This window comes from Nonomuraea sp. NPDC050556, assembly GCF_044457355.1.
Taxonomy (GTDB): Bacteria; Actinomycetota; Actinomycetes; order Streptosporangiales; family Streptosporangiaceae; genus Nonomuraea.
Genome location: NZ_JBITGU010000002.1, coordinates 1,954,638 through 1,980,241, shown reverse-complemented (window position 1 = coordinate 1,980,241; position 25,604 = coordinate 1,954,638). Strand labels below are relative to the sequence as shown.

At 67.1% G+C, this 25,604-nt stretch carries 29 protein-coding genes; 17 read left to right on the top strand and 12 right to left on the bottom strand.

Going from position 1 to position 25,604, the window contains the following annotated elements:
- The first annotated feature begins 4 nt into the window (after window positions 1-4).
- Genes nuoL through ACIBG8_RS27495 form a run of 4 tightly spaced genes read left to right on the top strand, consistent with a single transcriptional unit; the run spans window position 5 to window position 6,046 of the window.
- A complete protein-coding gene (gene nuoL, locus ACIBG8_RS27510) occupies window positions 5-1,906 on the top strand; it encodes an NADH-quinone oxidoreductase subunit L (protein ID WP_397346193.1) in 1,902 nt (633 codons plus the stop codon).
- Window positions 1,906-3,462, top strand: coding sequence for an NADH-quinone oxidoreductase subunit M (locus ACIBG8_RS27505; RefSeq protein WP_397345825.1), 1,557 nt, complete (start codon window positions 1,906-1,908; stop codon window positions 3,460-3,462). The genes nuoL and ACIBG8_RS27505 overlap by 1 nt, the downstream gene beginning before the upstream one ends.
- A complete protein-coding gene (gene nuoN / locus ACIBG8_RS27500) occupies window positions 3,459-5,045 on the top strand; it encodes an NADH-quinone oxidoreductase subunit NuoN (RefSeq protein ID WP_397345824.1) in 1,587 nt (528 codons plus the stop codon). Before ACIBG8_RS27505 ends, nuoN begins: the two co-directional genes overlap by 4 nt.
- Before the next feature lie 11 nt (window positions 5,046-5,056).
- Entirely contained in the window at window positions 5,057-6,046 is a 990-nt protein-coding gene (locus ACIBG8_RS27495) for a polyprenyl synthetase family protein (protein ID WP_397345823.1), read from the top strand.
- On the opposite strand, the gene rarD is transcribed toward ACIBG8_RS27495, so the two are convergent.
- Window positions 6,022-6,936: an EamA family transporter RarD gene (gene rarD / locus ACIBG8_RS27490; protein WP_397345822.1), complete on the bottom strand. Its 915-nt coding sequence runs from the start codon at window positions 6,934-6,936 to the stop codon at window positions 6,022-6,024. The two genes, ACIBG8_RS27495 and rarD, sit on opposite strands and share 25 nt — an antisense overlap.
- Before the next feature lie 133 nt (window positions 6,937-7,069).
- On the opposite strand from rarD, the gene msrA reads away from it, so the two are divergent.
- From msrA to ACIBG8_RS27465, 5 genes are all read left to right on the top strand, one after another.
- The gene (gene msrA, locus ACIBG8_RS27485) at window positions 7,070-7,756 is read left to right on the top strand and encodes a peptide-methionine (S)-S-oxide reductase MsrA (protein ID WP_397345821.1); all 687 of its coding nucleotides are present in this window, start codon (window positions 7,070-7,072) and stop codon (window positions 7,754-7,756) included.
- Between the two features lie 46 nt (window positions 7,757-7,802).
- A complete protein-coding gene (locus ACIBG8_RS27480) occupies window positions 7,803-8,114 on the top strand; it encodes a hypothetical protein (protein ID WP_397345820.1) in 312 nt (103 codons plus the stop codon).
- Between the two features lie 62 nt (window positions 8,115-8,176).
- The gene (locus ACIBG8_RS27475) at window positions 8,177-8,506 is read left to right on the top strand and encodes a DNA-binding protein (RefSeq protein ID WP_397345819.1); all 330 of its coding nucleotides are present in this window, start codon (window positions 8,177-8,179) and stop codon (window positions 8,504-8,506) included.
- Window positions 8,507-8,756: 250 nt separating this feature from the next.
- The gene (locus ACIBG8_RS27470) at window positions 8,757-10,184 is read left to right on the top strand and encodes an AAA family ATPase (protein WP_397345818.1); all 1,428 of its coding nucleotides are present in this window, start codon (window positions 8,757-8,759) and stop codon (window positions 10,182-10,184) included.
- The gene (locus ACIBG8_RS27465; RefSeq protein WP_397345817.1) at window positions 10,181-10,825 is read left to right on the top strand and encodes a hypothetical protein; all 645 of its coding nucleotides are present in this window, start codon (window positions 10,181-10,183) and stop codon (window positions 10,823-10,825) included. The genes ACIBG8_RS27470 and ACIBG8_RS27465 overlap by 4 nt, the downstream gene beginning before the upstream one ends.
- Here ACIBG8_RS27465 and ACIBG8_RS27460 read toward each other — a convergent pair.
- The gene (locus ACIBG8_RS27460; protein ID WP_397345816.1) at window positions 10,809-11,303 is read right to left on the bottom strand and encodes a recombinase family protein; all 495 of its coding nucleotides are present in this window, start codon (window positions 11,301-11,303) and stop codon (window positions 10,809-10,811) included. The two genes, ACIBG8_RS27465 and ACIBG8_RS27460, sit on opposite strands and share 17 nt — an antisense overlap.
- A 30-nt stretch (window positions 11,304-11,333) precedes the next feature.
- Between ACIBG8_RS27460 and ACIBG8_RS27455 the strand changes: the two genes are divergently transcribed.
- Window positions 11,334-11,795: a hypothetical protein gene (locus ACIBG8_RS27455; protein ID WP_397345815.1), complete on the top strand. Its 462-nt coding sequence runs from the start codon at window positions 11,334-11,336 to the stop codon at window positions 11,793-11,795.
- 142 nt (window positions 11,796-11,937) lie between these two features.
- Here ACIBG8_RS27455 and ACIBG8_RS27450 read toward each other — a convergent pair whose 3' ends face one another.
- From ACIBG8_RS27450 to ACIBG8_RS27430, 5 genes are all read right to left on the bottom strand, one after another.
- Complete coding sequence (locus ACIBG8_RS27450; protein ID WP_397345814.1) at window positions 11,938-12,558, bottom strand: hypothetical protein; 621 nt, start codon at window positions 12,556-12,558, stop codon at window positions 11,938-11,940.
- Entirely contained in the window at window positions 12,545-14,041 is a 1,497-nt protein-coding gene (locus ACIBG8_RS27445) for an extracellular solute-binding protein (protein WP_397345813.1), read from the bottom strand. The genes ACIBG8_RS27450 and ACIBG8_RS27445 overlap by 14 nt, the downstream gene beginning before the upstream one ends.
- The gene (locus tag ACIBG8_RS27440) at window positions 14,038-15,171 is read right to left on the bottom strand and encodes a toxic anion resistance protein (protein WP_397345812.1); all 1,134 of its coding nucleotides are present in this window, start codon (window positions 15,169-15,171) and stop codon (window positions 14,038-14,040) included. The genes ACIBG8_RS27445 and ACIBG8_RS27440 overlap by 4 nt, the downstream gene beginning before the upstream one ends.
- Window positions 15,168-16,259, bottom strand: a complete 1,092-nt coding sequence (locus ACIBG8_RS27435; protein ID WP_397345811.1) for a hypothetical protein — start codon at window positions 16,257-16,259, stop codon at window positions 15,168-15,170. The genes ACIBG8_RS27440 and ACIBG8_RS27435 overlap by 4 nt, the downstream gene beginning before the upstream one ends.
- A 79-nt stretch (window positions 16,260-16,338) precedes the next feature.
- Window positions 16,339-17,316 (bottom strand): NAD(P)-dependent alcohol dehydrogenase, encoded by a 978-nt coding sequence (locus ACIBG8_RS27430; RefSeq protein ID WP_397345810.1) that lies wholly within the window; start codon window positions 17,314-17,316, stop codon window positions 16,339-16,341.
- A gap of 108 nt (window positions 17,317-17,424) precedes the next feature.
- Here ACIBG8_RS27430 and ACIBG8_RS27425 point away from each other — a divergent pair, with 108 nt between their 5' ends.
- Complete coding sequence (locus ACIBG8_RS27425; protein ID WP_397345809.1) at window positions 17,425-18,072, top strand: DUF2306 domain-containing protein; 648 nt, start codon at window positions 17,425-17,427, stop codon at window positions 18,070-18,072.
- On the opposite strand, the gene ACIBG8_RS27420 is transcribed toward ACIBG8_RS27425, so the two are convergent.
- The 5 genes from ACIBG8_RS27420 to ACIBG8_RS27400 all read right to left on the bottom strand — a co-directional run bounded on the left by ACIBG8_RS27420 (window position 18,013) and on the right by ACIBG8_RS27400 (window position 21,282).
- Window positions 18,013-18,663, bottom strand: coding sequence for a response regulator (locus ACIBG8_RS27420; RefSeq protein ID WP_397345808.1), 651 nt, complete (start codon window positions 18,661-18,663; stop codon window positions 18,013-18,015). The two genes, ACIBG8_RS27425 and ACIBG8_RS27420, sit on opposite strands and share 60 nt — an antisense overlap.
- Window positions 18,660-19,757, bottom strand: a complete 1,098-nt coding sequence (locus ACIBG8_RS27415) for a histidine kinase (protein WP_397345807.1) — start codon at window positions 19,755-19,757, stop codon at window positions 18,660-18,662. The genes ACIBG8_RS27420 and ACIBG8_RS27415 overlap by 4 nt, the downstream gene beginning before the upstream one ends.
- Window positions 19,747-20,109, bottom strand: coding sequence for a hypothetical protein (locus ACIBG8_RS27410; protein ID WP_397345806.1), 363 nt, complete (start codon window positions 20,107-20,109; stop codon window positions 19,747-19,749). Before ACIBG8_RS27410 ends, ACIBG8_RS27415 begins: the two co-directional genes overlap by 11 nt.
- Window positions 20,110-20,127: 18 nt before the next feature.
- Window positions 20,128-20,751: a TetR/AcrR family transcriptional regulator gene (locus ACIBG8_RS27405; protein WP_397345805.1), complete on the bottom strand. Its 624-nt coding sequence runs from the start codon at window positions 20,749-20,751 to the stop codon at window positions 20,128-20,130.
- A 63-nt stretch (window positions 20,752-20,814) separates the two neighbouring features.
- Complete coding sequence (locus tag ACIBG8_RS27400) at window positions 20,815-21,282, bottom strand: cupin domain-containing protein (RefSeq protein ID WP_397345804.1); 468 nt, start codon at window positions 21,280-21,282, stop codon at window positions 20,815-20,817.
- Between the two features lie 47 nt (window positions 21,283-21,329).
- On the opposite strand from ACIBG8_RS27400, the gene ACIBG8_RS27395 reads away from it, so the two are divergent.
- The 6 genes from ACIBG8_RS27395 to ACIBG8_RS27370 are packed head-to-tail and all read left to right on the top strand — an operon-like array spanning window position 21,330 to window position 25,592.
- Window positions 21,330-21,968: a TetR/AcrR family transcriptional regulator gene (locus tag ACIBG8_RS27395; RefSeq protein WP_397345803.1), complete on the top strand. Its 639-nt coding sequence runs from the start codon at window positions 21,330-21,332 to the stop codon at window positions 21,966-21,968.
- Between the two features lie 10 nt (window positions 21,969-21,978).
- Window positions 21,979-22,338 carry an MmcQ/YjbR family DNA-binding protein gene (locus ACIBG8_RS27390; protein ID WP_397345802.1) on the top strand — a complete coding sequence of 120 codons (360 nt, stop codon included), beginning with the start codon at window positions 21,979-21,981 and terminating at the stop codon, window positions 22,336-22,338.
- Entirely contained in the window at window positions 22,335-23,171 is an 837-nt protein-coding gene (sigJ, locus tag ACIBG8_RS27385; RefSeq protein WP_397345801.1) for an RNA polymerase sigma factor SigJ, read from the top strand. The genes ACIBG8_RS27390 and sigJ overlap by 4 nt, the downstream gene beginning before the upstream one ends.
- Before the next feature lie 40 nt (window positions 23,172-23,211).
- Window positions 23,212-24,267, top strand: a complete 1,056-nt coding sequence (locus tag ACIBG8_RS27380; protein ID WP_397345800.1) for an NAD(P)/FAD-dependent oxidoreductase — start codon at window positions 23,212-23,214, stop codon at window positions 24,265-24,267.
- A gap of 9 nt (window positions 24,268-24,276) precedes the next feature.
- Entirely contained in the window at window positions 24,277-25,113 is an 837-nt protein-coding gene (locus ACIBG8_RS27375) for a hypothetical protein (RefSeq protein WP_397345799.1), read from the top strand.
- Window positions 25,110-25,592 (top strand): GNAT family N-acetyltransferase, encoded by a 483-nt coding sequence (locus ACIBG8_RS27370; protein WP_397345798.1) that lies wholly within the window; start codon window positions 25,110-25,112, stop codon window positions 25,590-25,592. The genes ACIBG8_RS27375 and ACIBG8_RS27370 overlap by 4 nt, the downstream gene beginning before the upstream one ends.
- Window positions 25,593-25,604: the final 12 nt, after the last annotated feature.

The following is a 25,604-nucleotide window of genomic DNA, read 5'->3' as shown; positions in this document are numbered from 1 at the left end:
GTGACTGGTGGATCCCGTTAAGATCGCCCAGGACACCGCAGGCGGTGCGATCAGCGTCTCATGGCTGATGATCGCCCTGCCCCTGCTGGGCGCGGCCATCCTGCTCCTCGCGGGCAGGAAGAGCGACAAGTGGGGACACCTGCTCGGCGTGCTCATGTCGTTGGGTGCGTTCGTCGTCGCGGTGCTGGCCTTCATCCAGATACTCGGCCTTGACGACGCGCTCCGTCGCCAGGGTGTGCACCTTTACGAGTTCATCCCCGGCATGGTCGACATGGGGTTGCTCATCGACCCGCTGTCGATCAGCTTCGCGCTGCTGATCACGGGTGTCGGATCTCTTATCCACATCTACTCGATCGGCTACATGTCGCATGACAGCGACCGGCGCAGGTTCTTCGCCTACCTGAACCTGTTCGTGGCCGCGATGCTCCTGCTGGTGCTGTCCGACAACTACGTCGGGCTGTTCATCGGCTGGGAAGGCGTCGGTCTGGCGTCGTACCTGCTGATCGGCTTCTGGCAGTTCAAGCCGTCTGCGGCCGTGGCCGCCAAGAAGGCGTTCATCGTCAACCGCGTCGGCGACTTCGGCCTGCTGGTCGGCATGTTCCTCATCTGGTCGACCTTCGGCACCCTGGCCTTCAAGGACCTCGGCTCCGTCGAGGGCAGCCCCACGGTCACCGCCATCGGCCTGCTGCTTCTGCTCGGCGCCTGCGGCAAGTCCGCGCAGCTGCCCCTGCAGTCCTGGCTCCTGGACGCGATGGAGGGCCCGACCCCGGTCTCGGCTCTCATCCACGCCGCGACCATGGTCACCGCCGGTGTGTACCTCGTGGTCCGCTCCGGGGTGTTCTTCCAGGCCTCGGAGACCGCCTCGCTGGTCGTGACGATCGTCGGTGTGGCCACGCTGCTCGCCGGTGCGATCATCGGTTGCGCCAAGGACGACATCAAGAAGGGCCTCGCCGGCTCGACGATGTCGCAGATCGGCTACATGATGCTCGGCGCGGGCCTCGGCCCGGCCGGTTACGCCTTCGCGATCGCGCACCTCATCGCGCACGGCTTCTTCAAGGCCGACATGTTCCTCGGCGCCGGATCCGTCATGCACGCCATGAACGACGAAGTCGACATGCGCAAGTACGGCGGGCTCCGCAAGGTCATGCCGATCACCTTCCTCACGTTCATCGTGGGTTACCTGGCGATCATCGGCTTCCCGTTCCTGTCCGGGTTCTACACCAAGGACGGGATCATCGAGACGGCCATGGAACACGGCGCCTGGATGGGCTGGCTGGCCGCCATCGGTGCGGGCATCACCGGCTTCTACATGTCGCGCATGATCTTCATGACGTTCTTCGGTGAGAAGCGCTGGGACAAGGAAGCCCACCCGCACGAGTCGCCCGCGGTGATGACCTGGCCGCTGATCCTGCTGTCCATCGGCTCGATCGTGCTCGGCTTCTTCCTCATCCAGGGCAACCGCTTCATGGACTTCCTCGGTCCGGCCGTGGGCCTGCCGGAGGAGAAGCCCGCCTTCCACGTCTTCGCCGTCACGCCCATCGCGCTGGCGACGCTGGCGCTGGTCGCCATCGGCGCGGTCTTCGCCTGGTACAAGTACGGCAAGTCCGAAGTGCCGGTCGTCCAGCCGCGTGGTTCGTTCCTCACCACCTTCGCCAGGCGTGACCTGTACGGCGACGCGCTCAACGAGTCGCTGTTCATGCGCCCCGGCCAGTGGCTGACCCGCATCGCGGTGTTCTTCGACAACCGCGGCATCGACGGCCTGGTCAACGGCCTGGCCGCGACGATCGGCGGCACCTCCGGCAGGCTGAGGCGCCTGCAGACGGGCTTCGCCAGAACGTACGCGCTGTCCATCCTGATCGGTGCCGCCCTGCTGACCGGCGCCCTGCTCCTCGTTGGGAACATCTGATGCCCTGGCTCCCGATACTCATGGCGGTGCCCGTGGTGGGCGCCATCGTGGTGGCCCTGCTTCCCAAGGGCAGCGACGCGCTGGCCAAGCAGCTCACCATGCTGGTCTCGCTGATCGTGCTCGTCCTGACCGTGGTCATGGCGTTCCAGTTCAAGCCCGGCGGCGACCGGTTCCAGTTCACGATGGACCCCGACTGGATCCCGTCCTTCGGGGTGAAGTTCGGCCTCGGGGTCGACGGCATCGCGCTGGTGCTGATCGTCCTGTCCGCGGTGCTGGTGCCGATCGTGGTGCTGGCCTCGTGGCACGACGCGGACGGCGTCAAGACGGCCGACGGCACGATCGTCACGCCGAAGCGGTCGGTCAAGACCTACTTCGCGCTGCTGCTCGTCCTCGAGGCGATGATGATCGGCGTCTTCGCGGCGACCGACATCTTCCTGTTCTACGTCTTCTTCGAAGCCATGCTGATCCCGATGTACTTCATGATCGGCTCGTACGGCGGTGCCCAGCGGTCCTACGCGGCCGTGAAGTTCCTGCTGTACTCGCTCTTCGGCGGCCTGCTCATGCTGGTCGCGGTCATCGGGCTCTACGCGGTCGCCGGCAAGAACTCCTTCATGTTCCCCGAGCTGATCGGTGCGATCCAGGACCCGAACACGCAGAAGTGGCTGTTCGCCGGGTTCTTCATCGCCTTCGCGATCAAGGCGCCGCTGTGGCCGGTGCACACGTGGCTGCCCGACGCGGCAGCGCAGGCTCCGGCCGGCGCAGCCGTACTGCTGGTGGGTGTGCTGGACAAGGTGGGCACCTTCGGGATGCTCCGCTTCTGCCTGGAGCTCTTCCCCGACGCGGCCAAGGCGTTCACCACGCCGATCATCGTGCTGGCGGTCATCAGCATCATCTACGGCGCGATCGTGGCCATCGGGCAGACCGACATGAAGCGCCTGATCGCCTACACCTCGATCTCGCACTTCGGCTTCATCGTCCTGGGCGTCTTCGCGATGTCGCAGGTCGCGCAGTCCGGCGCGACGCTCTACATGGTCAACCACGGCTTCGCGACCGGCGCGCTGTTCCTGGCCGCCGGGTTCCTCATCTCGCGCCGCGGCTCGCCGTTCATCGCCGACTACGGAGGCACGCAGAAGGTCGCTCCGCTGCTCGCGGGCACCTTCCTGATCGCCGGTCTGGCCGGGCTCTCGCTGCCGGGGCTGTCGTCCTTCGTCAGCGAGTTCATGGTCATGATCGGGACGTTCTCCAGCAAGGCGCTCGGCAACGTCAACTACATCGTGCCCACGGTCATCGCGGCCACCGCGGTGATCCTGGCGGCCGTCTACATCCTGTGGATGTACCAGCGGACGATGAACGGGCCGACCGCTGAGCCGGTGAAGGCGTTCAAGGACCTCAACGTCCGCGAGCTCTGGGTGATCGCCCCGCTGATCGCGCTGATCATCGGGTTCGGTTTCTACCCCAAGCCGCTGCTCGACATCATCAACCCCGCCGTGCAGCACACGATTGGAAACCTCGACGTGAACACCTCAGGTGTCGCCGAGAAGGGTACTGGCCAGTGAACAACACCATCACGGCGCCGACGATCGAGTACGGCACGCTGGCGCCGATGCTGCTGATCTTCGGCGCAGCCGTCCTCGGCGTGCTCGTCGAAGCGTTCGCGCCGCGCTACCTTCGCAAGTCCATCCACGTGCCGCTGACGCTGCTCAGCCTGGCCGGCGGTTTCCTGCTGGTCATCGTGCAGGCGGCCGCCAACGGCCCCGCCAAGGCGGCCGTGGCCATGGGCGCTGTCGCCGTCGACGGCCCGGCGCTGTTCATCTGGGGCGTCATCCTCGTCCTGGCGTTCGTGTCCGTGCTGCTGGTCAACGACGAGGGCCACTTCGTCGCCTCGGCGGCAGCCGTACCCGGCTCGGCGGAAGAGGAGGAGGCGGAGACCACCGGTGGCGCGCACACCGAGGTCTACCCGCTGATCCTGTTCGCGGTGGGCGGCATGCTGCTGTTCCCGGCGTCGAACGACCTGCTGATCATGTTCGTGGCCCTCGAGGTCATGTCGCTGCCGCTGTACCTCCTGTGCGGGCTCGCCCGCCGTCGCCGCCTGCTCTCGCAGGAGGCGTCGATGAAGTACTTCCTGCTCGGCGCGTTCTCCTCGGCCTTCTTCCTGTACGGCATGGCCATGGTGTACGGCTTCGCCGGCACCGTCGACCTGTCCGGCATCAGCGAGGCGCTGTCCACGGGCAGCGTGCTCGACCCGCTGCTCCTGGTGGGCCTGGCCCTGCTGGGCGTCGGCCTGATGTTCAAGATCGGCGCCGCGCCCTTCCAGGCGTGGAAGCCCGACGTGTACCAGGGCGCGCCGACCCCGATCACCGCGCTCATGGCCTCAGGCGTCCTCGTGGCCGCCATGGGCGCCGTGCTGCGGGTGTTCTGGGTGGCGCTGGGCAACCTCGACTGGGACTGGCGTCCGGTCATGTGGGGCGTGGCCGCGCTCACCATGGTGGTCGGTGCGATCCTGGCGATCACGCAGACCGACATCAAGCGCATGCTGGCCTACTCGTCCATCGCGCACGCGGGCTTCCTGCTCATCGGCGTGATGGCGACGTTCGACGCTGCCGCGCAGAACGCCAAGTCGCTCTCCGCGATCCTGTTCTACCTGGTCGTCTACGGCATCACCACGGTCGGCGCGTTCGCCGTCGTCACGCTGGTGCGTGACGCGGGCGGCGAGGCGGGGCACCTGTCGCGCTGGGCCGGCCTGGGCAAGCGCTCGCCGATCCTGGCCGGCGTCTTCGCCTTCTTCCTGCTGGCGTTCGCCGGTATCCCGCTCACCAGCGGCTTCTTCGGCAAGTACGCGGTGTTCACCGCGGCGCTGTCGAGCGGGGCCGAGCGGGGCGACTCGATGGGCGCCTGGATGACCGGGCTGGTGGTCGTGGGTGTCATCGCCTCGGCGATCGCCGCGTTCTTCTACGTCCGCGTCATCGTGCTGATGTTCTTCAGCGAGCCGGCGGCCGACGGACCGACGATCGCGGCACCCAGCGTGGGTACTGTCGCAGTGATCGCCGTATCGTTGCTGGTGACGGTCTTCGTCGGGCTGTACCCGCAGCCCGTGCTCGACCTCGCCTCCAGCGCCGCGTCCGGCCTGTTCATTCGGTAAGGGGATTGTGTATGGCTGCGCCACCGGTTGTTGACCTGCCCATCGGCGACGAGCGGTTGGCGCAGGACGTGGCCAGTGGCCTGGCCGCTGTCGAGAAGCTGCTCCGCTCGTCCGTCGAGACCGAGGACGCCTTCGTCACGGAGGCGTCCAAGCACCTCATCGAGGCGGGCGGCAAGCGCTTCCGCACCCTGATGGTGCTGCTCGCCGCGCAGTTCGGCGACGCTTCAGCGCCCGGCGTGGTGCCGGGCGCCGTGGTGATCGAGCTGACCCACCTGGGGTCGCTCTACCACGACGACGTCATGGACGAGGCCCCCGTACGGCGGGGCTCGCCCTCGGCGAACGCCCGGTGGGACAACACCGTGGCGATCCTCACCGGCGACTACCTGTTCGCCCAGGCGTCGGAGATCCTGGCCGACCTCGGGCCGGCACTGATCCGGATCCAGGCGCAGACGTTCTCCCGCCTCGTGCAGGGACAGATCCGCGAGACGATCGGCCCGCGCGCGGGCGACGACCCGGTCGCGCACTACATCGACGTGCTGGCCGACAAGACGGGGTCGCTGATCGCGGCCTCAGGGCGGTTCGGCGCGGTGCTGGCCGGTGCTCCTTCCGACGTGGAGGAGCGGATCAGCAGGGCGTGCGAGGCGATCGGCGTGGCGTGGCAGCTCGGCGACGACCTGCTGGACGTGGCGTCCTCGTCGGTGGAGTCTGGCAAGACGCCGGGCACCGACCTGCTCGAAGGCATCCGTACGCTGCCGGTTCTCTACGTGCTCGAAACGCCTGGCTCCTCGCGGCTCAAGGACCTGGTGTCGGGGCCGGTGGCTCCCGCCGATCTCGACGAGGCCCTCACGCTGCTGCGTGCGGACGCGGCGATGGAGCGGGCGCGGGCCGAGTTGCACCGCTGGGTGGACCGGGCCCGTCGCGACCTCTCCCTCTTGCCGGATATTTCGGCAAAGGAGGCGTTCTTGGCGCTTTGTGATTACGTGGTCGCGCGCTCTGGCTGACTTTCGCGGAGCCTGATCTGGTTCCTGCGTGCCGTACGGATGCTGTCGTAGGTGAAGACGGCGAGGGCCAGCCAGACGATGGAGAAGCCGATCCAGCGGCTGGGCGGCATGGTCTCGTGGGCGATCAGCACACCGCAGAGGAACTGCAGGACCGGCGCGATGTACTGCAGCAGGCCGATCGTGCTCAGCGGCACCCTGATCGCCGCGGCCGTGAAGCACAGCAGCGGGATCGCGGTGATCACCCCGGCTCCGGCCAGCAACAGCGCGTGGCCGGGGCTCGTGTGGCCGAACGTCGCCGTGCCCGCGTTCTCCAGGTAGATGAGGTAGGCCAGCGCGGGGGCCAGGAGGATGAGCGTCTCGACGGTCATGCTCTCGGCGGCTCCCACGTTGGCCTGCTTCTTGATGAGGCCGTAGAGGCCGAAGCTGAAGCCCAGGGTGAGCGCGATCCACGGCGGCCTGCCGTAGTCGATGGTGAGCACGACGACGGCGAGCGCGCCGAAGCCGACCGCTGCCCACTGCATCGGGCGCAGCCGTTCCTTCAGCAGGACCGTGCCGAAGAGCACGCTGATGAGCGGGTTGATGAAGTATCCGAGCGCGCTCTCGACCACGTGGTTGGTGTTGACCGCGTAGATGTAGGTGCCCCAGTTGACGGTGATGACCACCGCGGCGAGGGCGAGGAGGGCGAACTGCCTCCTCGTGAGCTGGCGGAACCATGACCAGTGCCTGCGTACCGCGAGGATCACCACGACGGCGACGAGCGACCAGGCCATGCGGTGGGCCAGGATCTCGATGGGGCCGGAGGGCTTGAGGAGTGGCCAGTAGAGGGGGAAGAGCCCCCACATGGCGTAGGCGGCCACTCCGAAGAGCACTCCGCGGCGTTGGTCAGGCATGTCCCCTATTTTCATGCCTTACAGGGATTAGGACAAATGCGTGTTGCTATCTGGACACTTCAGCTGTGCTTAAGTCTTTTTTGTGGAACATCGGCCTACCCTGGATTGTTCGGCTGTTGTGGAGGTGTAAGCCATGGGTTGGCTGTTCGGAAGGAACAAGACCTCGATGGTGTCTCGCGACGAGGCGTTGCCCGGTCGTCCCGCTGCTGTGCCCGTACCCGCCCGGCACGCGGTGCTCGACGCGCCGCTGGCTCCGCCGTACCCCTCGGGGACTCAGGTGGCGGACTTCGGCCTCGGGTGTTTCTGGGGGGCTGAGCGGAAGTTCTGGCAGACGCCGGGGGTCGTGACGACCGCCGTCGGGTACCAGGGGGGCTACACGCCGAACCCGACGTACGAGGAGGTGTGCAGCGGGATGACCGGGCACACCGAGGCGGTGCGCGTGGTGTACGACCCTTCGTTGGTGTCGTACAAGGAGTTGCTGCGCGTGTTCTGGGAGGCGCACGATCCTACGCAGGGGATGCGGCAGGGGAACGACGTCGGCACCCAGTACCGGTCGGCGATTTACTGGCACTCGGCGGAGCAGGAGAAGTCGGCGCTGGCGTCTCGGGACGCGTATCAGGCGGTGCTGAAGTCCTCGGGCTACGACGAGATCACCACCGAGCTCGCCGAGGCCGGGCCGTTCTACTTCGCGGAGGACTACCACCAGCAGTATTTGTACAAGAACCCCGGCGGCTACTGCGGAATCGGCGGTACCAACGTCAAGCTGGGTGACCCGTCCGAGTGGTCCTGCCCGACGGGTCTGACGACCTCGGACGACTGAATCCATCCTCTGGGTCAATTGCTACTTCAAGTAGTAAACTGGTCGCATGAGTATGCCTGAGCGGGATTTCGGGCCAGGGGGCGGCCCGGCGGTCAAGGTGAGCGTTTCTCTGCGCTCTGGGAACATCCGCGCGGTCAGGGAGCGGGTTGGCGCGCGCGGATTCTCCGCGTACGTGGACGCGGCAGTGGAACGTCAGATCGAGCGCGATCTGCTGGAGGAGGCTCTGGAGGCGAACGAGGCTGCCTCCGAGCCGATTCCGCAGGAGTTGCGTGACGAAGCCGCCGAGCTGTTTCGTAGCCTGAAGTCCACCCCCGAACTCTTGGAGGAGGATGGGTGGCCCGCGCCCGAAGCAGGCTGAGTGCGGGCACCGTCGTTCTGGACTGCGAGGGGCTCGTTAAATGGTGTGAGGCGGATCAGCGGGTGACCGCGATCGTGCGGGGGGCGCAGGACAACGACTTCCGCGTTGTGGTCAGCGCTATGACGCCGATCGAGGCTCAAGACGTGCGCGTGAAAAGCGACCGCCTCCGGTGGTACCTGTCGCGGCTGAGGATCGAGCCGGTGAGCGAGGAGATCTGTTCACGGGCGATCGCATTGCTGCACGTCAGTCGGCTCCATGGGCACAAGTACGCCATCGACGCTGTTGTGGCCGTCACGGCGCTCCTTGCTGTGAAACCCGTCCTCATTCTCACTTCCGATGTAGATGACATGGGCAAGCTCTGCGGGAAGGCCGTAAAGATCGTCGGAGTGTGAGGGACAGGGTCACCTGGCAATGCACACTGGGCGGCACCGGCGTGGCTTGTTCGATCGGTCTTACGTCTGGCGAGGTATAGGCCAGCCCTCGTCGGGTGTCGCATACCGGTCATCGTTGGGCTAGCGGGCCTGAGTGAGACGTCATGGTACGAGCTCAGTACCAGGTAGATATGCCTGTGGCGGAGACGGTGCGCCCGACGAGCCCTACGCTATGCTTCGCATCTTGGCTAGGGGCCGGTAGTCTGGCGCTATGCTCACGCGGCTGGAAGTGCAAGGCTTCAAGAATCTATTGAACGTAAACATAGATTTTGGCCCCTTCACGTGCATCGCTGGCGCCAATGGCATCGGCAAATCGAACGTATTTGACGCTATTGAGTTTCTTGCAACTATGGCGAGCGAGCCCTTGATGGAGGCGGCGCAGAAGGTTAGAGGTGCCTCTGGCGTCCGAGGGGGAGATCCACGAGATCTGTTCTGGGATGGATATCGCGAGCATCCCCGCGAAATGCATCTTGCAGCGGAAATGATTGTGCCAGATCTCGTCGAGGACGATCTCGGAGCCGTTGCTAAGGCAACAACAACGTTCCTTAGATATGAAGTCAGTATTCGCTACGCCCCTCCGAGTGGTGAAAGTAGTATCGGTCGACTTGTTTTGACTCGCGAGGAGCTCCGCCATATCACCCGCGGAGATGCGCCCAAGCATCTGAAGTTCCCGCATAGTGCTAAGCACTTCCGAAGTTCCGTTGTCGCTGGGCAGCGACGCGGCGGTGCGTTTCTCTCTACGGAAGAACGAGAAAATGGAACGGTTATTAACGTTCACGGAGATGGAGGGAGCTTCGGTAAACCCCAACCGCGTGCCGCTGCCAGAGCTGGTCGTACGGTGCTTAGTACTGTAACCACAAATGACTATCCGACGATTCTAGCGGCTCGACGAGAAATGCAGAGCTGGAGGCGACTGGCGCTTGAACCATCGGCTCTAAGGGCGCCCGATGACTTTTCTGCCGCAAGGACAATGTCGGCCAACGGTCTTCATCTCGCTTCGACACTTTTCCGGATCGCCACAGAAAGCGACCGGGATGGTATCGAAGGGGACCCGGAAGCTGTTTATGCAAGAGTATCCAGCAGGCTGTCTGATCTGGCAGGGCTCGGGGTCGAGGGAGTCTCTGTGGAACCAGATCCAGTGCGCGAGGTGTTCACCCTCTTCCTCCGTGAGCAGGGGGGGTTGCGTCTTCCGGCTCGGGCGTTGTCTGAGGGTACCCTGCGTTTCCTAGCACTTTGTGTGCTCCTGGAGGATCCGACGGTTTCTGGGCTTATATGCATGGAGGAGCCTGAGAATGGGATTCATCCGGCTAACCTTCCTGCAATTGTTGAGCTGGTGCGTGATCTGGCAGTGGACCCCTCTGAGGGCCCGGGTATCGAGAATCCGTTTCGTCAAGTGATCGTGAATACCCATTCTCCAGGGGTTGTGCAGCTATGTGAACCTGAAGATCTATTGCTTGCTGAAGTTGTCCATAAAAAGGTAAGCGACGGTTCGGTAGTTTCGTCCCTGTCGCTGCTCCCCTTCAGAGGGTCTTGGCGGGCTACGGCTAATACGCCAACTTTCTCGGAAGTCGATCTCATTGAATTTCTTACTCCCCCACCCGGACGACACATTCAGCTACCACTGGACCTGGCAATATGACAGAAAAGGTCTTTTCGGGCATATTTATTGCCGAGGGCAGCTCGGATGCGCCATTGGCTTCCATTGTGGAGACGCTGCTCGCGAAAAGGGGGGTAGCGCTGCGCCTGAGTACTCCAGACTTTGATCGTCTGGGTAAGGTCCGAAAGGATGTAAGATCGCGGGTTGAAGCAGGAATCAGATTGATGGGGGACGCTCAGCCCGATGTAGTCGTTGTTCATAGAGATGCAGATAATATAGGTGCTGAGGAAAGGCGTCGAGAGATTCAGGCGGCTATTCAAGCCATTGGGTATTCGAATCCATTGATTCCAGTGATCCCTGTAAGGATGACGGAATCGTGGCTCCTTCTCGATGCGCAGGCAATCAGGCAGGTCGCTGGAAATCCTCGTGGGCGCATGGATCTCTGCTTGCCGAAAACCCGCGAGGCAGAGATGCTAGCGGATCCGAAGTCCTATCTTCGTGAGTGCTTGCTTAAAGCGGCGGATGTGAAGGGTAGGCGCCGTGAAGGCTTCTCAAAGCGCTTCACGCAGCATAGGCGACAGCTTCTCGACCGGCTGGATTGCGACGGGGAAGTTGCCAAGCTTGGGAGCTGGCAGCTGCTTCTAAGGCATGTCGATGAAGCGTCGGTCATGCTTGCCAATTGATGGCACATGCGATCCTCTCCCAGAGAGCTCGCAGGGCTTGTGGCGGGTTGTTGCTCCGAGCATGCGGGCGATGAGACGGCTGGTCGGGGTGGCGAGGTCGATCTCTCTGGTGACTGTGGCGAGTTCGACACCGCGCCGGTGGCCAAATCCATGACGTCTTCCAGCTCGCGGGGGAGCGTGTGAGTCCGTCCACATGCCAGCACGCGATCGTGTCGATGATGCGCGCTTCGATGTCGTCCAGCAGTCGGTGCCAGGCCAGACGCGGGTTGCCGGAGTACGCGCTGACGTCGTTATCGGGGTAGACACCTACGACCTGCCATCCTCGGCGCTTGACCAGCGTGCGGCAGTTGGCTTCCTGGCGGGCGACGCCCAGTCCGGTGCCTCGCAGTCCTGGCTGATGCGGCAGTAAATCGCTGCCTTCGCATGGGTCACATAGATACACGCTCGTAGGCACCGGCGTTTCTTGCCCGGTGGGCATCGGGCCTGCGGGTGACTAGGGTCGGGGCCTGTGGGCTATCGGCTTGAGGCGGTTCTTGGGGATGTTGCTTTGCTGCGCCGTCTGGCGGAGCCTTTCGGCGCGGCGAGGGTTGTGGTTCTCAGGCACGGTATCGGCATGATTCCGCTGACGGACGAGCTTTTCGACACCCTCAGCGATGGCACTTCGCCTTCGGGGGACATCTTCTGGAAGTTTCCGGGGGAGGGTCTCTTCAGAAGCTGGTCGCAAGGTGGTGCTGTCGCCTATGTCGAGGTGGAGATGTTCGGCGGCGAAGGTAGTCAGGCCGCTGCTCTGTGGGAGTCGGGCGAGGTTGTGATCGCTCCGTCCATGGATGAGGAGCTTGTCGGGCCTGCGGGGGCATGGCCGGTCAATGCGGTCCTGGGGAGACTGGGTGTGCGCTCCGATGGGGGGTCGCACGATCTGTTCGAAACTGTGGGGCTGGAGCGCCATCGGGACACCGACGACTGGCGTTGAGTTGTGGTCATCTCAGGCAGCTGGGAGCTTGGGGGCCGACCTTCACGACGGACGGGAACTGCCAGAGGTCGCTTGCCGCAGGAGGACCGGGGGCGGGTTGGATGGGCAGGCGGAGAGTGGGTGGTGATTGGGCCCAAGGCTGTCAGAGGTCCAGGGAGGAAGGGCCGAAGCGGTCCTTGAGGAATCTGCCTTGGTCTCTCAACGTCTGGGCGTCGCCCTGGTATACGGCCTCGGCCACCTTGTGGAGTTCGGTGGTCAGCAAATCGAGCTGGGCCAGCAACTCGTCGTGGGCGCTGCGTTCGCGTTCGCTCCGTCGGGTGAGGGCGTATGAGCGGGGCAGGTTCGCGTACGCCTCCAGGCTTGCCGGCAAGTAGTCCCTGATCGTTTGGGACACGATGTGCAAGTGGTCGGGGGAGGAGGTCAGGGCTTCGGCTCGGCGGAGGATGTCGCGTAGTACCTCGGCCAGTCCGGTGACCTTGCTCGACACGTCAACGGGGAACTGGGCCTCGGTGACCTTGGTTAGCAATGTGTCCAGGTCGGCGTACAGCTGTCTGGTTTCTATCTCGGCGTGGGAGATTGTTAGTCTCACGCGCTCCGGGGGTGCCAGCAGGGCGCCTACGCCGTACAAGCCTGCTACCACCACGGGCCAGTACGGGCCGGCTATGCCGAAGAAGGTCAGCGCCACGCCGGCCAGTGCCAGGGCGCAGCCGGTGATGTTCTTGGTGGATCCGGCATACGCGAGGATCCGGCTACTGGTAGCCACGGATCTCCTTGAAGGCCGCGGTCAAGGAACCTGTGCGGGCGTCGAAGGTCGCGCCACCCGTCAGCTGTGCGACCTGGTTCATCTCCGCCACGTCGCTGTCGCCGAAGAGGATGACGAACGTGGGGAACTTCGACGGGCGCATCTTGTAATACGCGGCGAAGTCTTCGTAGGAGCTGCCGTTGGTGTTCTCGCCGTCCGTCATCAGCACGATCGAGGTGAAGCCCTCGGACGGCGACGCCTGGTCGTAGGCCGCCCGCAGGCTGTCGAAGATCGCGGTCTCACCCCTGGCCTCCAGCGCCTCGCCGTACGAGCGGATCTGTTCGAGCACGGGGTCGGCGTTCTGTTCGGGTAGGGCGAACGTCCGTGGCTGCTGCGGGGCTGAGCTGAAGGGGATCATCGTGACGGTCTCGCGGTTGCGGAAGCGTGAGAACTTGTCCGCACCGGTCAGTGCGGTCAGGGCGGTTTTGAGGGCGTCCAGGCGGTCGCCCTCCATCGATCCTGAGGTGTCCAGGACGAAGAGGGTTCTGGATGGCTTGCGCACCTGGTTGAGGTAGACGCCGATGAGCTCGTCGGCCGCGCTGCGGCGGTTGGGGAAGGGGAGCTCCACCAACGACGCTGTGCCGAAGCGCTGGTCGGGGCGTACCTCGGGGACGATGGGGCGCCTGAAGGTGGTGGCCATGATCTCGCGTTGGATCTCCGGCCTGCGCAGCCACGCGGCCAGCTTGCCGTACAACGCCTTCTTGGCCTCGTCAGCGGAAGTGAGCAGCGTGAGGGGGTAGTCGGCGGTCACGACCCCGTCGGTCGGGTAGATCAGCGTCAGTGGCTCCTTGAGCTTGCCGGACGCGTTGAGCGCGAGCAGCACCGACTCGTAGTTCACCAGCCCGTCCACCGCGCCCTGCTTGATGTAGGCGTCGGCGAGCCAGCCGGAGGAACCGGCGGTGAGCGTCTGCGCGGAGAAGAACTCCTTCAGCTTCGGCGTCACCGCATCGATCTGCGCCTTGTCCAGGGCCTCATCGGCGTCCGAGAGCGCGGCGGTCACGCCGACGAGCGCGGAGAAGCCGGAGTTGGAGGCGGCCGGGCTGGTCATGCCGAAGGTGAACCGGTGGGCCTGGGCGGCGGCCGCGATGTCGGCCCAGGTCACCGGCTTGGCGTCCCAGCCGAGCTCGCGGGCCTTCGACTGCTTGAGACCGAGCAGCACCGGCGAGGCCATGGTCTTGGTCTGGGTGGAGAGCTTCGCCGTCGCGCCGTCGACGAGCGAGATGTAGCGGTTGGAGGAGAACCAGGTGGCGTCGTAGTCGCCGTTCCCCATCTGCTCGGCGCCGTCGATGGTTCCGGAGTACGACAGGGTGAACGGCACGCCGGAGCGTTCGAGCAGCGGTTCGAGGTCCTTGATCTCGCTTCCGGCGAGGATGCGGAGAGACTCGGTCGGAGCGCCGCAGGCCACAGAGGCGAGGAGCAGCATGATCACGGCGAGGATTCTCATCGCTGGGACCGCTCCAGGTAGGTGCGGGCGTGGTCGAGCTCGACGGTCAGGTTGTTGACCGTGACCGCCATGTTCTCCACCGCCTGGGCCTTGAACGTGTCGATCGTGTCCATGGTCGCGTAGATGTTGTCGAACGCCTTGCGTAGCGCGTCCATGCCGACCGTGGTGGAGGCCGCCTGCGTCTGGATGTCGGCGGCCTGGGTCCGCAGCATCTCGCTGGTCGCCACGATCAGGTCGGACGTGGTCGTGTTGAGCGCGGTGATCTGGTCGAGCACCAGCTTCTGGTTGGCCAGCGCCTGCGCGACGGTCACCGCGGTGCGCAGGGCGGCGATCGTCGTCGTGGTCGCCCGGTCGACGCCCTTGATCAGCTCCTGGTTGTTCTTGCGGATCAGGTCGAGGGCGAGGTAGCCCTGAGCGGAGACGGCGAGCTGCGTCAGCAGGTCCTGGTGCTTCTGCCGGATCCCGAAGAGCGCGTCGGAGCGCAGCGCGGTCGCCTTGTCCGGCTCGGCCCGAGCGATCTGCTCTTCGACCGCGATGTCGAGCGCGGCGGCGAGCAGGGCGTACTCCTGCAGCTTGGCCATCGACTCCCAGAGGTTGGTCTTCTCACCCTCGATGGCCGCGTTGTCCTTGAGCAGCTCGTCCTGCCCGGACTTCAGCGCGCGGATGATGTCGTCGATGTGCTGCTGGGCCGACCGGTATTTCGCGAAGTAGTCGCGCAGCTTGTCGCCGAAGGGGATCATGCCCAGCAACTTCTTGGCCGGGCCGGTCGCCTGCTTGGGGTCGAGGTCGACGATCGTACGGCGGAGCGCCACCAACTGCCCGGCCACCGCCGCCTGAGCGTCCTTGCCCTCGCCCCTGGCCGACGCGAGCGCGGTCACGGGACGGCGCAGCATGCGGTTGGCCACCTGGGACGACGCCCGGATCTCCGAGTCGCCCATCGAGGTGATGTCCTGCACCTTGCGGGCGAACTCGGGGGATTGGGGGTCGAGCCCGCCGAGCTCGGCGGCGAAGCCCTCGGCCTTCTCGGCCAGCTCGTCGCCGCGCCCCTCAGGGATCGGCAGCATGGTCGCCGCCTTCTCCACGGGCACCTTGGCCACGGGTTCCGGCGGGCTGAGGACGAGGTCGCTCACGAGGTGCCTCCTATGGCGCCTGATCGGTACAGCTTGTCGATCTCGGTGATCATGCCTTCGAGCCGCTCGTAGGCGGGCGGCTCGATCACGTCGACCAAGCTGGGCGGCAGCGGTGCCTTGGTCTTCGCCACCATGTCGTCGAACGCCTTGGGGGCGGCGGTGCGGAAGCCGTACGTGGCGGCGAGGCGGCCGAGCTCAGGGTCCTCCTGCAGCAGGCGGCCGACCTCGGTGCCCTGGGCGCTGAACGGCACGAGCGTGTGCTTGCTGAGGACCGTCGGCGAGGGGTAGAGCAGCCGCATGTCGGACCGGATCGCGCCGTCGGCGGCGAAGAGCCGGGAGGCGTACTGCGCCTCGTAGATCACGACCATGGGCGTCTTGCCCATGCCGAGGGACAGGTAGTCCTCGAATGGCGCCTCGGTGGAGGTCTCGGAGTAGCCCTGGTCGAGGAAGAGCGGCGCGACGTCCGCCGCCACCTTGGCGACCTGGTCGCTCGTGCTCACCACGTCATCGCTGTTGGCGACATATCCGGCTATGGCGAGATACATGGCGGCGGAGTTCGAGGTACGGAGGTCGGTGGTGGTGAGCAGCACGCGCTTGCGCGCGGGGTAGGCGGTGTTTCCGGGAAGCTTGTCCCAGCGGGTCCCCTTTGCCACCAGGTCCAGATATTTCTTGATATCGAGGATCTGGCCGCGGACCACTCCCGCTTTGGTGAGGACATCGACGATCGGGGTGAAAGTGGCAATCGCCATCGGCGAGGAAAACGGGGCGAATGTCCGGGAAGCCCCCTGATCGCGCTTGATCTTCTCGGCCGCCGGTGCGCTCGACGGGAAGGCGAAGCCGTACTTCTTCAGGTCAACCGCGGTCGCGATCTGGCGCGATCCCGCGGTGTCGACCTCGACGCGCAGGCCGTGCCTGGCGAAGACCGCCTGCACCCGCGGGTCGTCGAAGAAGGGCTTCTTCTCCGACCCGATGACCCCGCGGACCAGGGCGAGCTCGGTCCCCGTCCCGCCCCGGTTCCCCACCACGACGGCTACCACCACCGCGGCACCGAGGAGCAGCGCCAGCCCGACGCCGATCCATCGCTTCATCTGATTCCTTATATATCGGCATTTCTCCTTGGATTATGTGAGATATCGGGAAAGGGGTGGCGGGGTGCGCACTGATAATTCAGCTACCGTTCACTGAAATGACCACTTTGCCGGAAGGGTGACCGGTTTCCTGATAGGCGAGGGCGGCCGGGATCTCGTCGAACGGATACGTCCGGTCGATGACCGGGGTGACCTTGCCGTCCTCGATGAACGACGCCAGCGTCGTCAGGTTCTGCCGGTTCGTCGTGCATCGGACGATGTCCGCCATCGTCACGCGCTGCGGCACCAGTGGCGCCGTCGCGAGCGCGGCGACCATGCGCCCCACCGGCCGCAGCCACCGCCCGGACGGCCCGCCGACGATGGTGAAGGCGCCGTCGCGGACCAGCACGCGGCGGCAGGCGGACAGCGGCCGGTTGCCCGCGATGTCCACCAGGAGGTCGAAGCGCCGTCCCAGCCGGGTGAAGTCCTCGGCGGAGTAGTCGATCACCTCGTCGGCGCCCAGCGAGCCGACCATGGCAACGTTGCGGGTGCCGCACACGGCGGTGACCGTCGCGCCGAGGGTCTTGGCGAGCTGCACGGCGAACGTGCCCACCCCGCCGGACGCGCCGGTGACCAGGACGCGGTGTCCCGGGCGCGTGCCGTCCAGCGCCAGCAGGGCCGTTCCTGCGGCCATGGGTACGGCTGCCGCCTGCTCGAAGGTCAGGTTCCGCGGCTTGCGCACCACCTCGGAGGCGGCGACGCACACGTGCGAGGCGAAACCGCCCCGCTTGGGCATCGCGTACACCTCATCGCCCTCCGCGAAGCCGGTCACGTCCGCGCCGACCGCCTCGACCACGCCGGCCACGTCGGCGCCCAGGATGTCGATGCCGGGCCTGCGCAGCCCGAGGCCGCCGCCCATCAGGCGGGCGACCCGCGGCTCGCCGCGCAGGAAGTGCCAGTCGTACGGCTGGACCGAGGTGGCGCGCACCCGGACCAGGACCTCGCCGGCGGCCGGAGTGGGTTGGGGGACGTCGGCCAGTTCGAGGCGGCCGTACGAGGGGAGGAGGAATGCCTTCATGGCGTCAACGTAAAAGCCCAGCTCCCGGAGCTCATCAGCCGAAAGTACGCCCGGTTGGCCGTCGATCGCCTGATGTGGCGGCACCCGCGCTGAGCACACCATCGGGCCATGACCAGACACTCGCTCGCACCCGCCGCGCTGATCGCGCTCAGCGCCATTCCCATCGTCGCAGGAGCCCTGCGCATGACCGAGCTGGCCGGCGGTCCCGCGCTCGTCGCCGACGGCGCTCGGCACCTCGCCGCACCCGTGCCGGTGATGGTCCACATCGTCAGCGTCACGCTCTACAGCCTCCTGGGTGCCTTCCAGTTCCGCCGCAGGAAGGGGCGCTGGCATCGCGTGGCCGGGCGGGTGCTGATCCCGGCAGGGCTGCTCGCGGCGCTCACGGGCATGTGGATGACGTTGTTCTCGACCCTGCCCGCGGTCGACGGCCCGCTGCTCGGTGGTTTCAGGCTCGTCTTCGGTACGGCGATGGCCGCTTCGATCGTCCTCGGGCTGGTCGCGATCCGGCGGCGCGACTTCGCCGCGCACCGCGCCTGGATGATCCGCGCCTACGCCATCGGGCTGGGCGCGGGGACGCAGGCGGTGACCCAGCTGCCGCTGCTCCTGATCATGGGCGAGCTCGACGAGCTGTCCAAGGCCCTGATGATGGCGGCGGGCTGGGTGATCAACCTGGTCGTGGCCGAGTGGATCATCAGGCTAAACACGGCGCGTCTCGTACGCCCACATGACGATCTCGACGCGGTTGCGCGCGCCTAGCTTGGCCATGAGGCTGGCGATGTGCGTCTTGACGGTGCTGAGCGAGATGCGCAACTCGTCGGCGATCTCGTTGTTCGTCCGGCCGCGGGCCACGGTGACCAGGATCTGCTCCTCCCGGTCCGTGAGCGGCTCGATGGGTTGCACGGGCGGTGACGCGGGGCCGGTGCGGGAGAAGGTGTCGAGCAGCCGCGCGGTGACGCTGGGCGCGATGAGTGCGTCGCCGCCGGCCGCCGCGTGGATCGCCTGGGAGAGCAGGGCGGCGCCGGCGTTCTTGAGCAGGAATCCGCGCGCCCCCGCGCGCAGGGCGGCGTAGACGTACTCGTCGAGGTCGAACGTGGTGATGACGACGACCGCGAGCGGGTCCTCGACGTCCGGCCCCGCGAGGGCGCGGGTGGCGGCGATGCCGTCCAGGCCGGGCATGCGGATGTCGAACAGGCACACGTCGGGGCGGAGCCGCCTGGCCAGCTCGACGGCGCGGTGCCCGTCGCCCGCCGCGCCGACGACCTCGATGTCCGGCTGCGCGTCGAGGATCATCGTGAGCCCGGTGCGGACGATCTCCTGGTCGTCGGCGACGACCACCGTGATGCTCACCGCGCGGTCCCGGTGAGGGGCAGGGTGGCGGTGACCGTCCAACCCCTGTTCGGGTTGGGGCCTGCCTCGCAGGTGCCGCCGAGCAGGCCGGCCCGCTCCCTCATGCCGAGGAGCCCGTACCCCGGCGACGCCGCCTGCCGCGGGTCGCCGTCGTCGCTCACCCGCAGGTGCACGGACGTGGCGTCGGCGGTGACGTCGACCTCGATACGGGTGGCCTGCCTGGCGTGGCGCCTGGCGTTGGTGACCGACTCCTGGGCCAGGCGGTAGATCGCGGCCCCGACCAGCGGGGGCAGGTCGTCGACCGCGCCGGAGACCCGTACGTCGACCGGTGTGCCCGACCCGGCGGCGAGCTCCTTGAGGTCGGCGATCGTCCGGCCTGGCGCGAGTTCCGCCGGTTGGCGCAGGACGCGGACCATGGCGTTCATCTCGGACAGCGCCCGCGCCGCCTCCGACTCGATCACGTGCAGCGCTTCCGTGGCGGCCTCCGGGCGGGATGCGGCGGTGGCGATGCCGGCCTGGGCGCGGATGGCCATGGCGGAGACGTGGTGGGCGACGGTGTCGTGCAGGTCGCGGGCGAGCTGTTCGCGTTCCCGCAGCTTGACCTGGTCGAGCTCGCGGGCTCGCGCGCCGGCTCGGTAGCGGAAGGCGGTGCCGAGCGCGAGGGCGGCGAACGTGACGCCGAGCGCGCCGCCCACGTCGGCGGGGGCCAGGCGGTCGAAGGTGAAGGAGAGGAGGACGGAGGTGAGCATGACCGCCAGCCCGGCGATCGCCTCACGTCCTGAGCCCCAGCGGAAGAGGGCGTAGACCAGGACCAGGAGGTACGCCAGGGTGTACGTTTCCGCGCGCTCGCCGTTGGTCAGCAGGGGGGCGAGGGTGGTGGTGGCGAAGGCGATGGCGAGCATGAGGAGGGGGTGGGTCCTGCGCCACAGGAGGGTGGGGATCAGGGCGAGGGTGACGCCTGTGGAGATGGCGCGCCAGGGGAGGTCTTGCCGGACGAGCGCTTCGAGGACGGCCAGGGCGGTGAGGACGCCGACGAGCGCCCAGTCCCGCCAGACGCGCTTCGGCGCGGCGGGGGGCCGCGGCTCATTCCACATGGGGCTTGAACCAGGCCTGCGCGTAGAGAAGAAGACCGATGACGATCGGGGGGAACCAGATCAAGGGGGTGAGGAAGTCAGTGAGATCGTGGTCAGGACCGATGACGTTTTTCCGGATGACGAGGGCGGTGTAGCCCACCCACACCACGCTCTGGACGATGACGGTGAGGATCAGGGTGCGCCTGTCCGCGCGCGCGAGCCGAGATGCCAGCCACACGTAGGACGCCGCGATGACCAGGGCGCACGCCCCGAAAGCGGCCTGTGCGAATACCAGGTAGGCCACGGCGATGAGCGCCATAAAGAAGGCCTGGGCGTACAGCATCCAACGCGCGTTGGAAACAGGGGCGGGCATGTCGTCATTATGGGGTCATTAGAGGGCTTTGCGTAGGTGGCTGCGGACGGCGCGGGTGGCCAGCGGGCCCATGTCCTCCAGCACGCCCACCAACGCCCCCAACTGCTCCAGCGCGTCGAATGCCCGCGCCGCCCCCTCAGGATCCACCCCCTCGTACAACTCCAACCCCACGAACGCCGCAGACGTCGCCTTGGCCAGTCCCGGCACGTCCACGAACTCCCCCAACGGCCCAGCCGACAGCACCCGGTTGAGGACCCCCTCCAGCTCAGCCGTCCACAACGTCAACCCCGCCGCCGTCGCCGGAGCGAGCTTCGCGTCCGCCTGGCTCCCCGCCAGAAGCTGCGCCAGCGCCGCCACGTTGCCCTCGGCACGCTCCTCGGCGTGCAAGGCCCGCCCCAGGTCGAGCAGCTCACGCAGCGAGGTGACCGCTGCGAACCGTTCCCGGTAGAGCGCCACCCGCTGCTCCGACCCGTAAAGACAGGCAGCGGCGAGCAGCTCGTCCACGCTGCCGAAGTGGTAGAACACCAGCGCCTGGTTCACCCCGGCCGCGGTGGCGATCGTCCTGGCCGACACACCCGCGATCCCCTGCGTGCGCAACGTCTCCAGTGCGGCGTCGAGCAGCTTGGTGCGCGTGTCTGCCACAGGGCTCTCCTTCGGGCGATCGCTCAAAAGGCGAGCATAGGGCGGTTTGAGCAGCCGCTCAACTCACAGGACCTTGAGCCCGTAGCGCGGCGCCACCTCGTTCCAGCGCGGGATCTCCACCTCCATCGACTGCCCGTCCGTGCCGGGCAGGCGGTGCTCGGTGGCCGGGATGCCGACCTCGTCGTACAGCTTCATCAGCCCGCCGGGCACGCACAGGCCGAGGAACTTCACCGGCACGTCCCCGGTGATCTGGAAGGAGTGGGGGATCCCGGCAGGCAGGTAGATGAACGACCCCGCACTCAACGCGTAGGTCTCCTCGGCCGCCCGGTAGGACATCGTGCCTTCGAGGAGGTAGAACGCCTCGGCCTCGTGCGTGTGGACGTGCAGGGGCGCGGCGAGCCCCGGCGGCTGGGTGACGACGGAGACGCCGAGCGCGCCGCCCGACTCCTCCCCGGACACCAGGTGCTCGAACAGCGACCCCATCGCCCAGGTCGCCGCTCCCTCTGCCGCGGTTCTGACAACGACGCTCATGAATTGCTCCGAAGGCCGATCGGATGAATACTGCTAGGCTAGGACGCATGGGTCGCTCGTACAAGTCCCCGTTGCGCGAGGAGCAGGCGCGACGCACCAGGGCCACCGTTCTCCAGGCCGCGCGCGAGGTCTTCGCCGAGCGCGGATACGCGGCCACGACCGTGCCCGAGATCGCCAGGCGCGCGGGCGTCGCCGTCGACACCGTCTACGCGGCGGTCGGCAAGAAGCCGGTGCTGTTCAGGCTGCTCATCGAGACCGCGATCTCCGGCACGGACGACGTCGTCGAGGCCGAGCGGCGCGACTACGTCGTCAGGATCAGGCAGGCGGGCAGCGCGAGGGAGAAGCTGGCGATCTACGCGTCGGCCATACGCACGATCCTCGAACGGTTCGCCCCCCTCTTCGTCGTGTTGCGCGACGCCGCGGGCCAGGACGCCGAGCTGGATGCGCTCTGGCGCGAGATCTCCGAACGGCGGGCCGCCAACATGCTGCTGTTCGCCCAGGACGTGGCGGCCACCGGCGAGCTGAGGGCGGGCGTCACCGTCGAAGAGCTGGCCGACGTGGTGTGGAGCACCGCCGCGCCCGACTTCTACGTCCTGCTGGTCACCGAGCGGGGCTGGAGCGCCGAGCGCTTCGAGAGGTGGCTGGCGGACAGCTGGACAAGACTGTTTGTCGGAGAGGTTTGGTAAACCTGGACGCATGGGTGTGACCGTCGATGAGTTCCTGAGCCTGCTCGAACGCCTCCCGGAGGTGAAGCAGGGCTTCGGTGGCGAGTGGGTGTCGCTGAAGGTGCGCGGCAAGGGCTTCGGCTACCTGTGGGAGAAGACCCGCACGGTCGGGCTCAAGGCCACCATCGAGGAGCAGCTCGCCCTGGTCGCCGAGCGGCCTGACGTCTTCGAGGTGCAGTTCACCGCAGGCCGGTTCGGCTGGGTGGTGGTCTATCTCGACGGCATCGAGGAGGACGAGCTGTTCGAGCTCGTCACCGAGGCCTGGTGCCTGACCGCACCGGGCCCGATGGTCGAGGAGTACGAGAAGCAGGCGGGTCTGAGACAGGCGTGAGCGCCTTCGAGGAGCACCGACGCCACCTGTGGGGCGTGGCCTACCGCATCCTCGGTACGGTCACCGACGCCGACGACGCCGTGCAGGAGACCTGGCTGCGCTGGAACAAGGCCGACGAGGCGCACGTCAAGGACGTACGCGCCTACCTGACCACGATCGTCAGCCGCGTCGCCTACGACCTGGCCAGGCCGGGCAGGGAGGCCTACGTCGGCGAGTGGCTGCCCGAGCCGGTGCTCGACGACGCGGGGCCTGAGGCGCGGGCGGAGCTGGACGAGTCGATCGGCATGGCGATGCTGGCCGTCATGGAACGGCTCAGCCCGGCCGAGCGCACCTCGTTCGTGCTGCACGACGTCTTCGCCATGCCGTACGACGAGATCGCGGGCATCGTCGGGCGCAGCGCCGGCGCGGTCAGGCAGCTCGCGGCCAGGGCGCGCAAGCGGGTGCACGACTACGCGCCGCGCAGGAGCAACGACCGCGAGGCCCATCACCGGGCGGTCGAGGCGTTCTCCACGGCGGCGGTCATGGGCGACCTGACGGCCCTGGTGGCCGTGCTTGATCCCGACGTCGTCTGGCGCTCGGACGGCGGCGGCAAGGTCACCGCGGCGCGCTGGGCGCTCTCCGGCCGCGACCTGGTGGCCAAGCTCGTCCTCAGCATGGTGAAGGCGTTGCAGGACGGCATGACCGTGCGGTTCTGCGACGTCAACGGCGCTCCCGGCGTGGTGGTTCACGACCGGGGCGAGCCCGACACGGTGATCGCGTTCACCGTGGCCGACGGGGTCATCACCGAGCTCGACATTGTCCGCAACCCGGACAAGCTGCGGCATGTGAGGTAGCTCACTCAGACATTCCGCGCCGCCGTACGGTCTTCCCTGCATGAACATCGTGGTTATCGGCGCCGGGTACGCAGGGCTGACGGCGGCGCTCAGACTCGACAGGACCAACGACATCACCCTGGTCAGCGCGGACGACCACTTCACCGAGCGGGTCAGGCTGCACGAGCTGGCCGCAGGACGGCCCAGCGTCAGCGTGCGGCTGGCCGAGCTGACCAGGGGCACCGGCATCACCACGGTCACCGCCCTGGTGACCGGGATCGACCTGGACAACCGGCTGGTACGCACGGCAGAGGGGCACGAGCTGCCCTACGACCGGCTGGTGTACGCCCTGGGCAGCCACACCGACGTCAGCACCCCCGGCGTCCGCGACCACGCCTACACCGCGGAGACGGCCGGGAAGCTGCGCGCCCGCCTGCACGGCCAGAGCGGGACCCTGGCCGTCGTGGGCGGCGGCCTGACCGGCATCGAGATGGCCGCCGAGCTCGCCGAGGCGTACCCGGCCTGGCGGGTGACGCTGGTGTCCGACGGCGAGCCGGGCGCCGGGCTGTCGCCGAGGGCGCGCGGGCACATCGGCAGGGCGATGGCCCGTCTCGGGGTGGAGGTCAGCAGGGCGGAAATAGTAAAGGTGGAGGAAGGGCGGCTGCTGACCGGAGGCGGTGCGATCGAGGCGGACGTGATCGTCTGGGCCGCGTCGTTCAGGGCAGCGCCGCTGGCCGGTGACGAGGGCCTGCCGGTCGACGAGCGGGGCCGGGTGCTGGTGGACGACAGGCTGCGGGCCCGCTCGCACCCGGAGGTGTCCGTGGTGGGCGACGCGGCGTCCGGGCTGCGCATGTCGTGCGCGGTGGGCATGCCGCTCGGCGCGCACGCGGCCGACGTCATCAACGGCAAGGACGGCAGGTTCCGCTTCCGCTACGCCCTGCAGTGCGTCAGCCTGGGCCGCCGCGACGGCGTGATCCAGCTCGTCAGGGCGGACGACTCGCCGCTCCCGCTGGCCGTGACCGGGCGGGCGGGGGCCTGGATCAAGGAGCTGGTCGTCCGGTCCACCGTGATGGCCCTGCGCCGTCCCCGGACATTGATCTGGCTCAAGGGCAAATAGGATCAATGGGTGCAAGAGGTATTCGAGAGATTCGGCATCCAGGCTCAGGACTCGATCTACCCGTACGCGCCCGTCTTCCGCGGGGACGGCGTGGTGGTCAAGCGCACCCACGGCGCGGAGGGGATGGGCCGCTGGACGAGGCGGCTGGCGGCTTCCGGGTTCCCGGTGGTGACGCCGGTGCGCGGGCCGGAGCGGATCGGCGACAACGACTGGGTGGCCTACCCGTGGATCGACGGCCGGCCGTACGAGGTGGGGGACGTGGCGGCGGCGGGTGACCTGCTGGGCCGCATGCACGCGGAGAGCAGCGCGGACCTCGAGCCCTTCAAGTGGCCCGACCACGACGAGGCGTCCATCCAGGAGGACATCGACGGGCTGGTCAAGGTTCTCGGTACGGCAGGCCGCCTGGAACCTATGCTGCGAAATTTCATGACCACCACGCTGCCGGTCATCCGCGACGCGGACCTGCCGCGCACCGACGTGAGCATGGACTTCAAGGCCGTGAACCTGGTCTTCACGCCGGACGGCCCCGTCCTGATCGACCCGGACAACGGCGAGCACGTGCCGCGCCTGCTCGACCTGGCCCTGGCCGTCCTGCTGTTCCACAACGACCTGGAGACCGAGCCCGCCAAGGTGTTCACCGCGGAGGAGTGGGCGGCGTTCCGCGACGCCTACCTGGCCAGGGTCGAGCTGACCGCCGTCGAGCGCGAGCTGTGGCCGGTCGCGCTCGACTACATGCTCATGGAGTGGGGCGTCTGGTCGATCGTCAACGGCGAGTGGCACATCCCGCGCCACGCCGCCTTCTACACCGACCTGTTCCACGCCGACCTGGCCCGCTTCGCGCTGTGACCGTCGAACTGCGCGAGTGGCGAGAAGAGGACGCGCTCGTCATCGTCAAAGCCTTCCAGGCGCCCGACATGCGGACCCAGGCGTCCCTGCCGATCCTCACCGAGCAGGACGCCGTGGGCTGGATCAAGGCGTGGCGGGACGTCGGCCACGCCTTCGCCGTCACCCTCGACGGCGAGGTCATGGGCAACGTGGCCGTGACCGGCATCGACGCCCACGACAACGGCTGGGTCTCCTACTGGACGGTTCCCGAGGCGAGGGGCAGGGGAGTCGCCGCCGAGGGCGCCGGGAAGCTGGCCGAGTGGGCCTTCGCCGAGCGCGGCCTCTACCGGCTGGAGCTGGGACATCGCATGAACAATCCGGCCTCCTGCCGCGTCGCGGAGAAGGCCGGATTCCGGGCTGAGGGCGTCGAACGCGGCAAGCTCGTCTACGACGGCGTCCGCTACGACGTGGAAAGGCATGCCAGGCTGGCCATCGACTAGCGGGTCAGAAGT

Bases quoted from the DNA above. Each gene is read 5' to 3' on its own strand.
- ACIBG8_RS27505 (WP_397345825.1), top strand. From the start codon at position 1,906: ATGCCCTGGCTCCCGATACTCATGGCGGTGCCCGTGGTGGGCGCCATC.
- ACIBG8_RS27495 (WP_397345823.1), top strand. From the start codon at position 5,057: ATGGCTGCGCCACCGGTTGTTGACCTGCCCATCGGCGACGAGCGGTTG.
- rarD (WP_397345822.1), bottom strand. From the start codon at position 6,936: ATGCCTGACCAACGCCGCGGAGTGCTCTTCGGAGTGGCCGCCTACGCC.
- msrA (WP_397345821.1), top strand. From the start codon at position 7,070: ATGGGTTGGCTGTTCGGAAGGAACAAGACCTCGATGGTGTCTCGCGAC.
- ACIBG8_RS27480 (WP_397345820.1), top strand. From the start codon at position 7,803: ATGAGTATGCCTGAGCGGGATTTCGGGCCAGGGGGCGGCCCGGCGGTC.
- ACIBG8_RS27470 (WP_397345818.1), top strand. From the start codon at position 8,757: ATGCTCACGCGGCTGGAAGTGCAAGGCTTCAAGAATCTATTGAACGTA.
- ACIBG8_RS27465 (WP_397345817.1), top strand. From the start codon at position 10,181: ATGACAGAAAAGGTCTTTTCGGGCATATTTATTGCCGAGGGCAGCTCG.
- ACIBG8_RS27460 (WP_397345816.1), bottom strand. From the start codon at position 11,303: ATGCCCACCGGGCAAGAAACGCCGGTGCCTACGAGCGTGTATCTATGT.
- ACIBG8_RS27445 (WP_397345813.1), bottom strand. From the start codon at position 14,041: ATGAGAATCCTCGCCGTGATCATGCTGCTCCTCGCCTCTGTGGCCTGC.
- ACIBG8_RS27435 (WP_397345811.1), bottom strand. From the start codon at position 16,259: ATGAAGCGATGGATCGGCGTCGGGCTGGCGCTGCTCCTCGGTGCCGCG.
- ACIBG8_RS27430 (WP_397345810.1), bottom strand. From the start codon at position 17,316: ATGAAGGCATTCCTCCTCCCCTCGTACGGCCGCCTCGAACTGGCCGAC.
- ACIBG8_RS27425 (WP_397345809.1), top strand. From the start codon at position 17,425: ATGACCAGACACTCGCTCGCACCCGCCGCGCTGATCGCGCTCAGCGCC.
- ACIBG8_RS27415 (WP_397345807.1), bottom strand. From the start codon at position 19,757: ATGTGGAATGAGCCGCGGCCCCCCGCCGCGCCGAAGCGCGTCTGGCGG.
- ACIBG8_RS27410 (WP_397345806.1), bottom strand. From the start codon at position 20,109: ATGCCCGCCCCTGTTTCCAACGCGCGTTGGATGCTGTACGCCCAGGCC.
- ACIBG8_RS27400 (WP_397345804.1), bottom strand. From the start codon at position 21,282: ATGAGCGTCGTTGTCAGAACCGCGGCAGAGGGAGCGGCGACCTGGGCG.
- ACIBG8_RS27395 (WP_397345803.1), top strand. From the start codon at position 21,330: ATGGGTCGCTCGTACAAGTCCCCGTTGCGCGAGGAGCAGGCGCGACGC.
- ACIBG8_RS27390 (WP_397345802.1), top strand. From the start codon at position 21,979: ATGGGTGTGACCGTCGATGAGTTCCTGAGCCTGCTCGAACGCCTCCCG.
- ACIBG8_RS27380 (WP_397345800.1), top strand. From the start codon at position 23,212: ATGAACATCGTGGTTATCGGCGCCGGGTACGCAGGGCTGACGGCGGCG.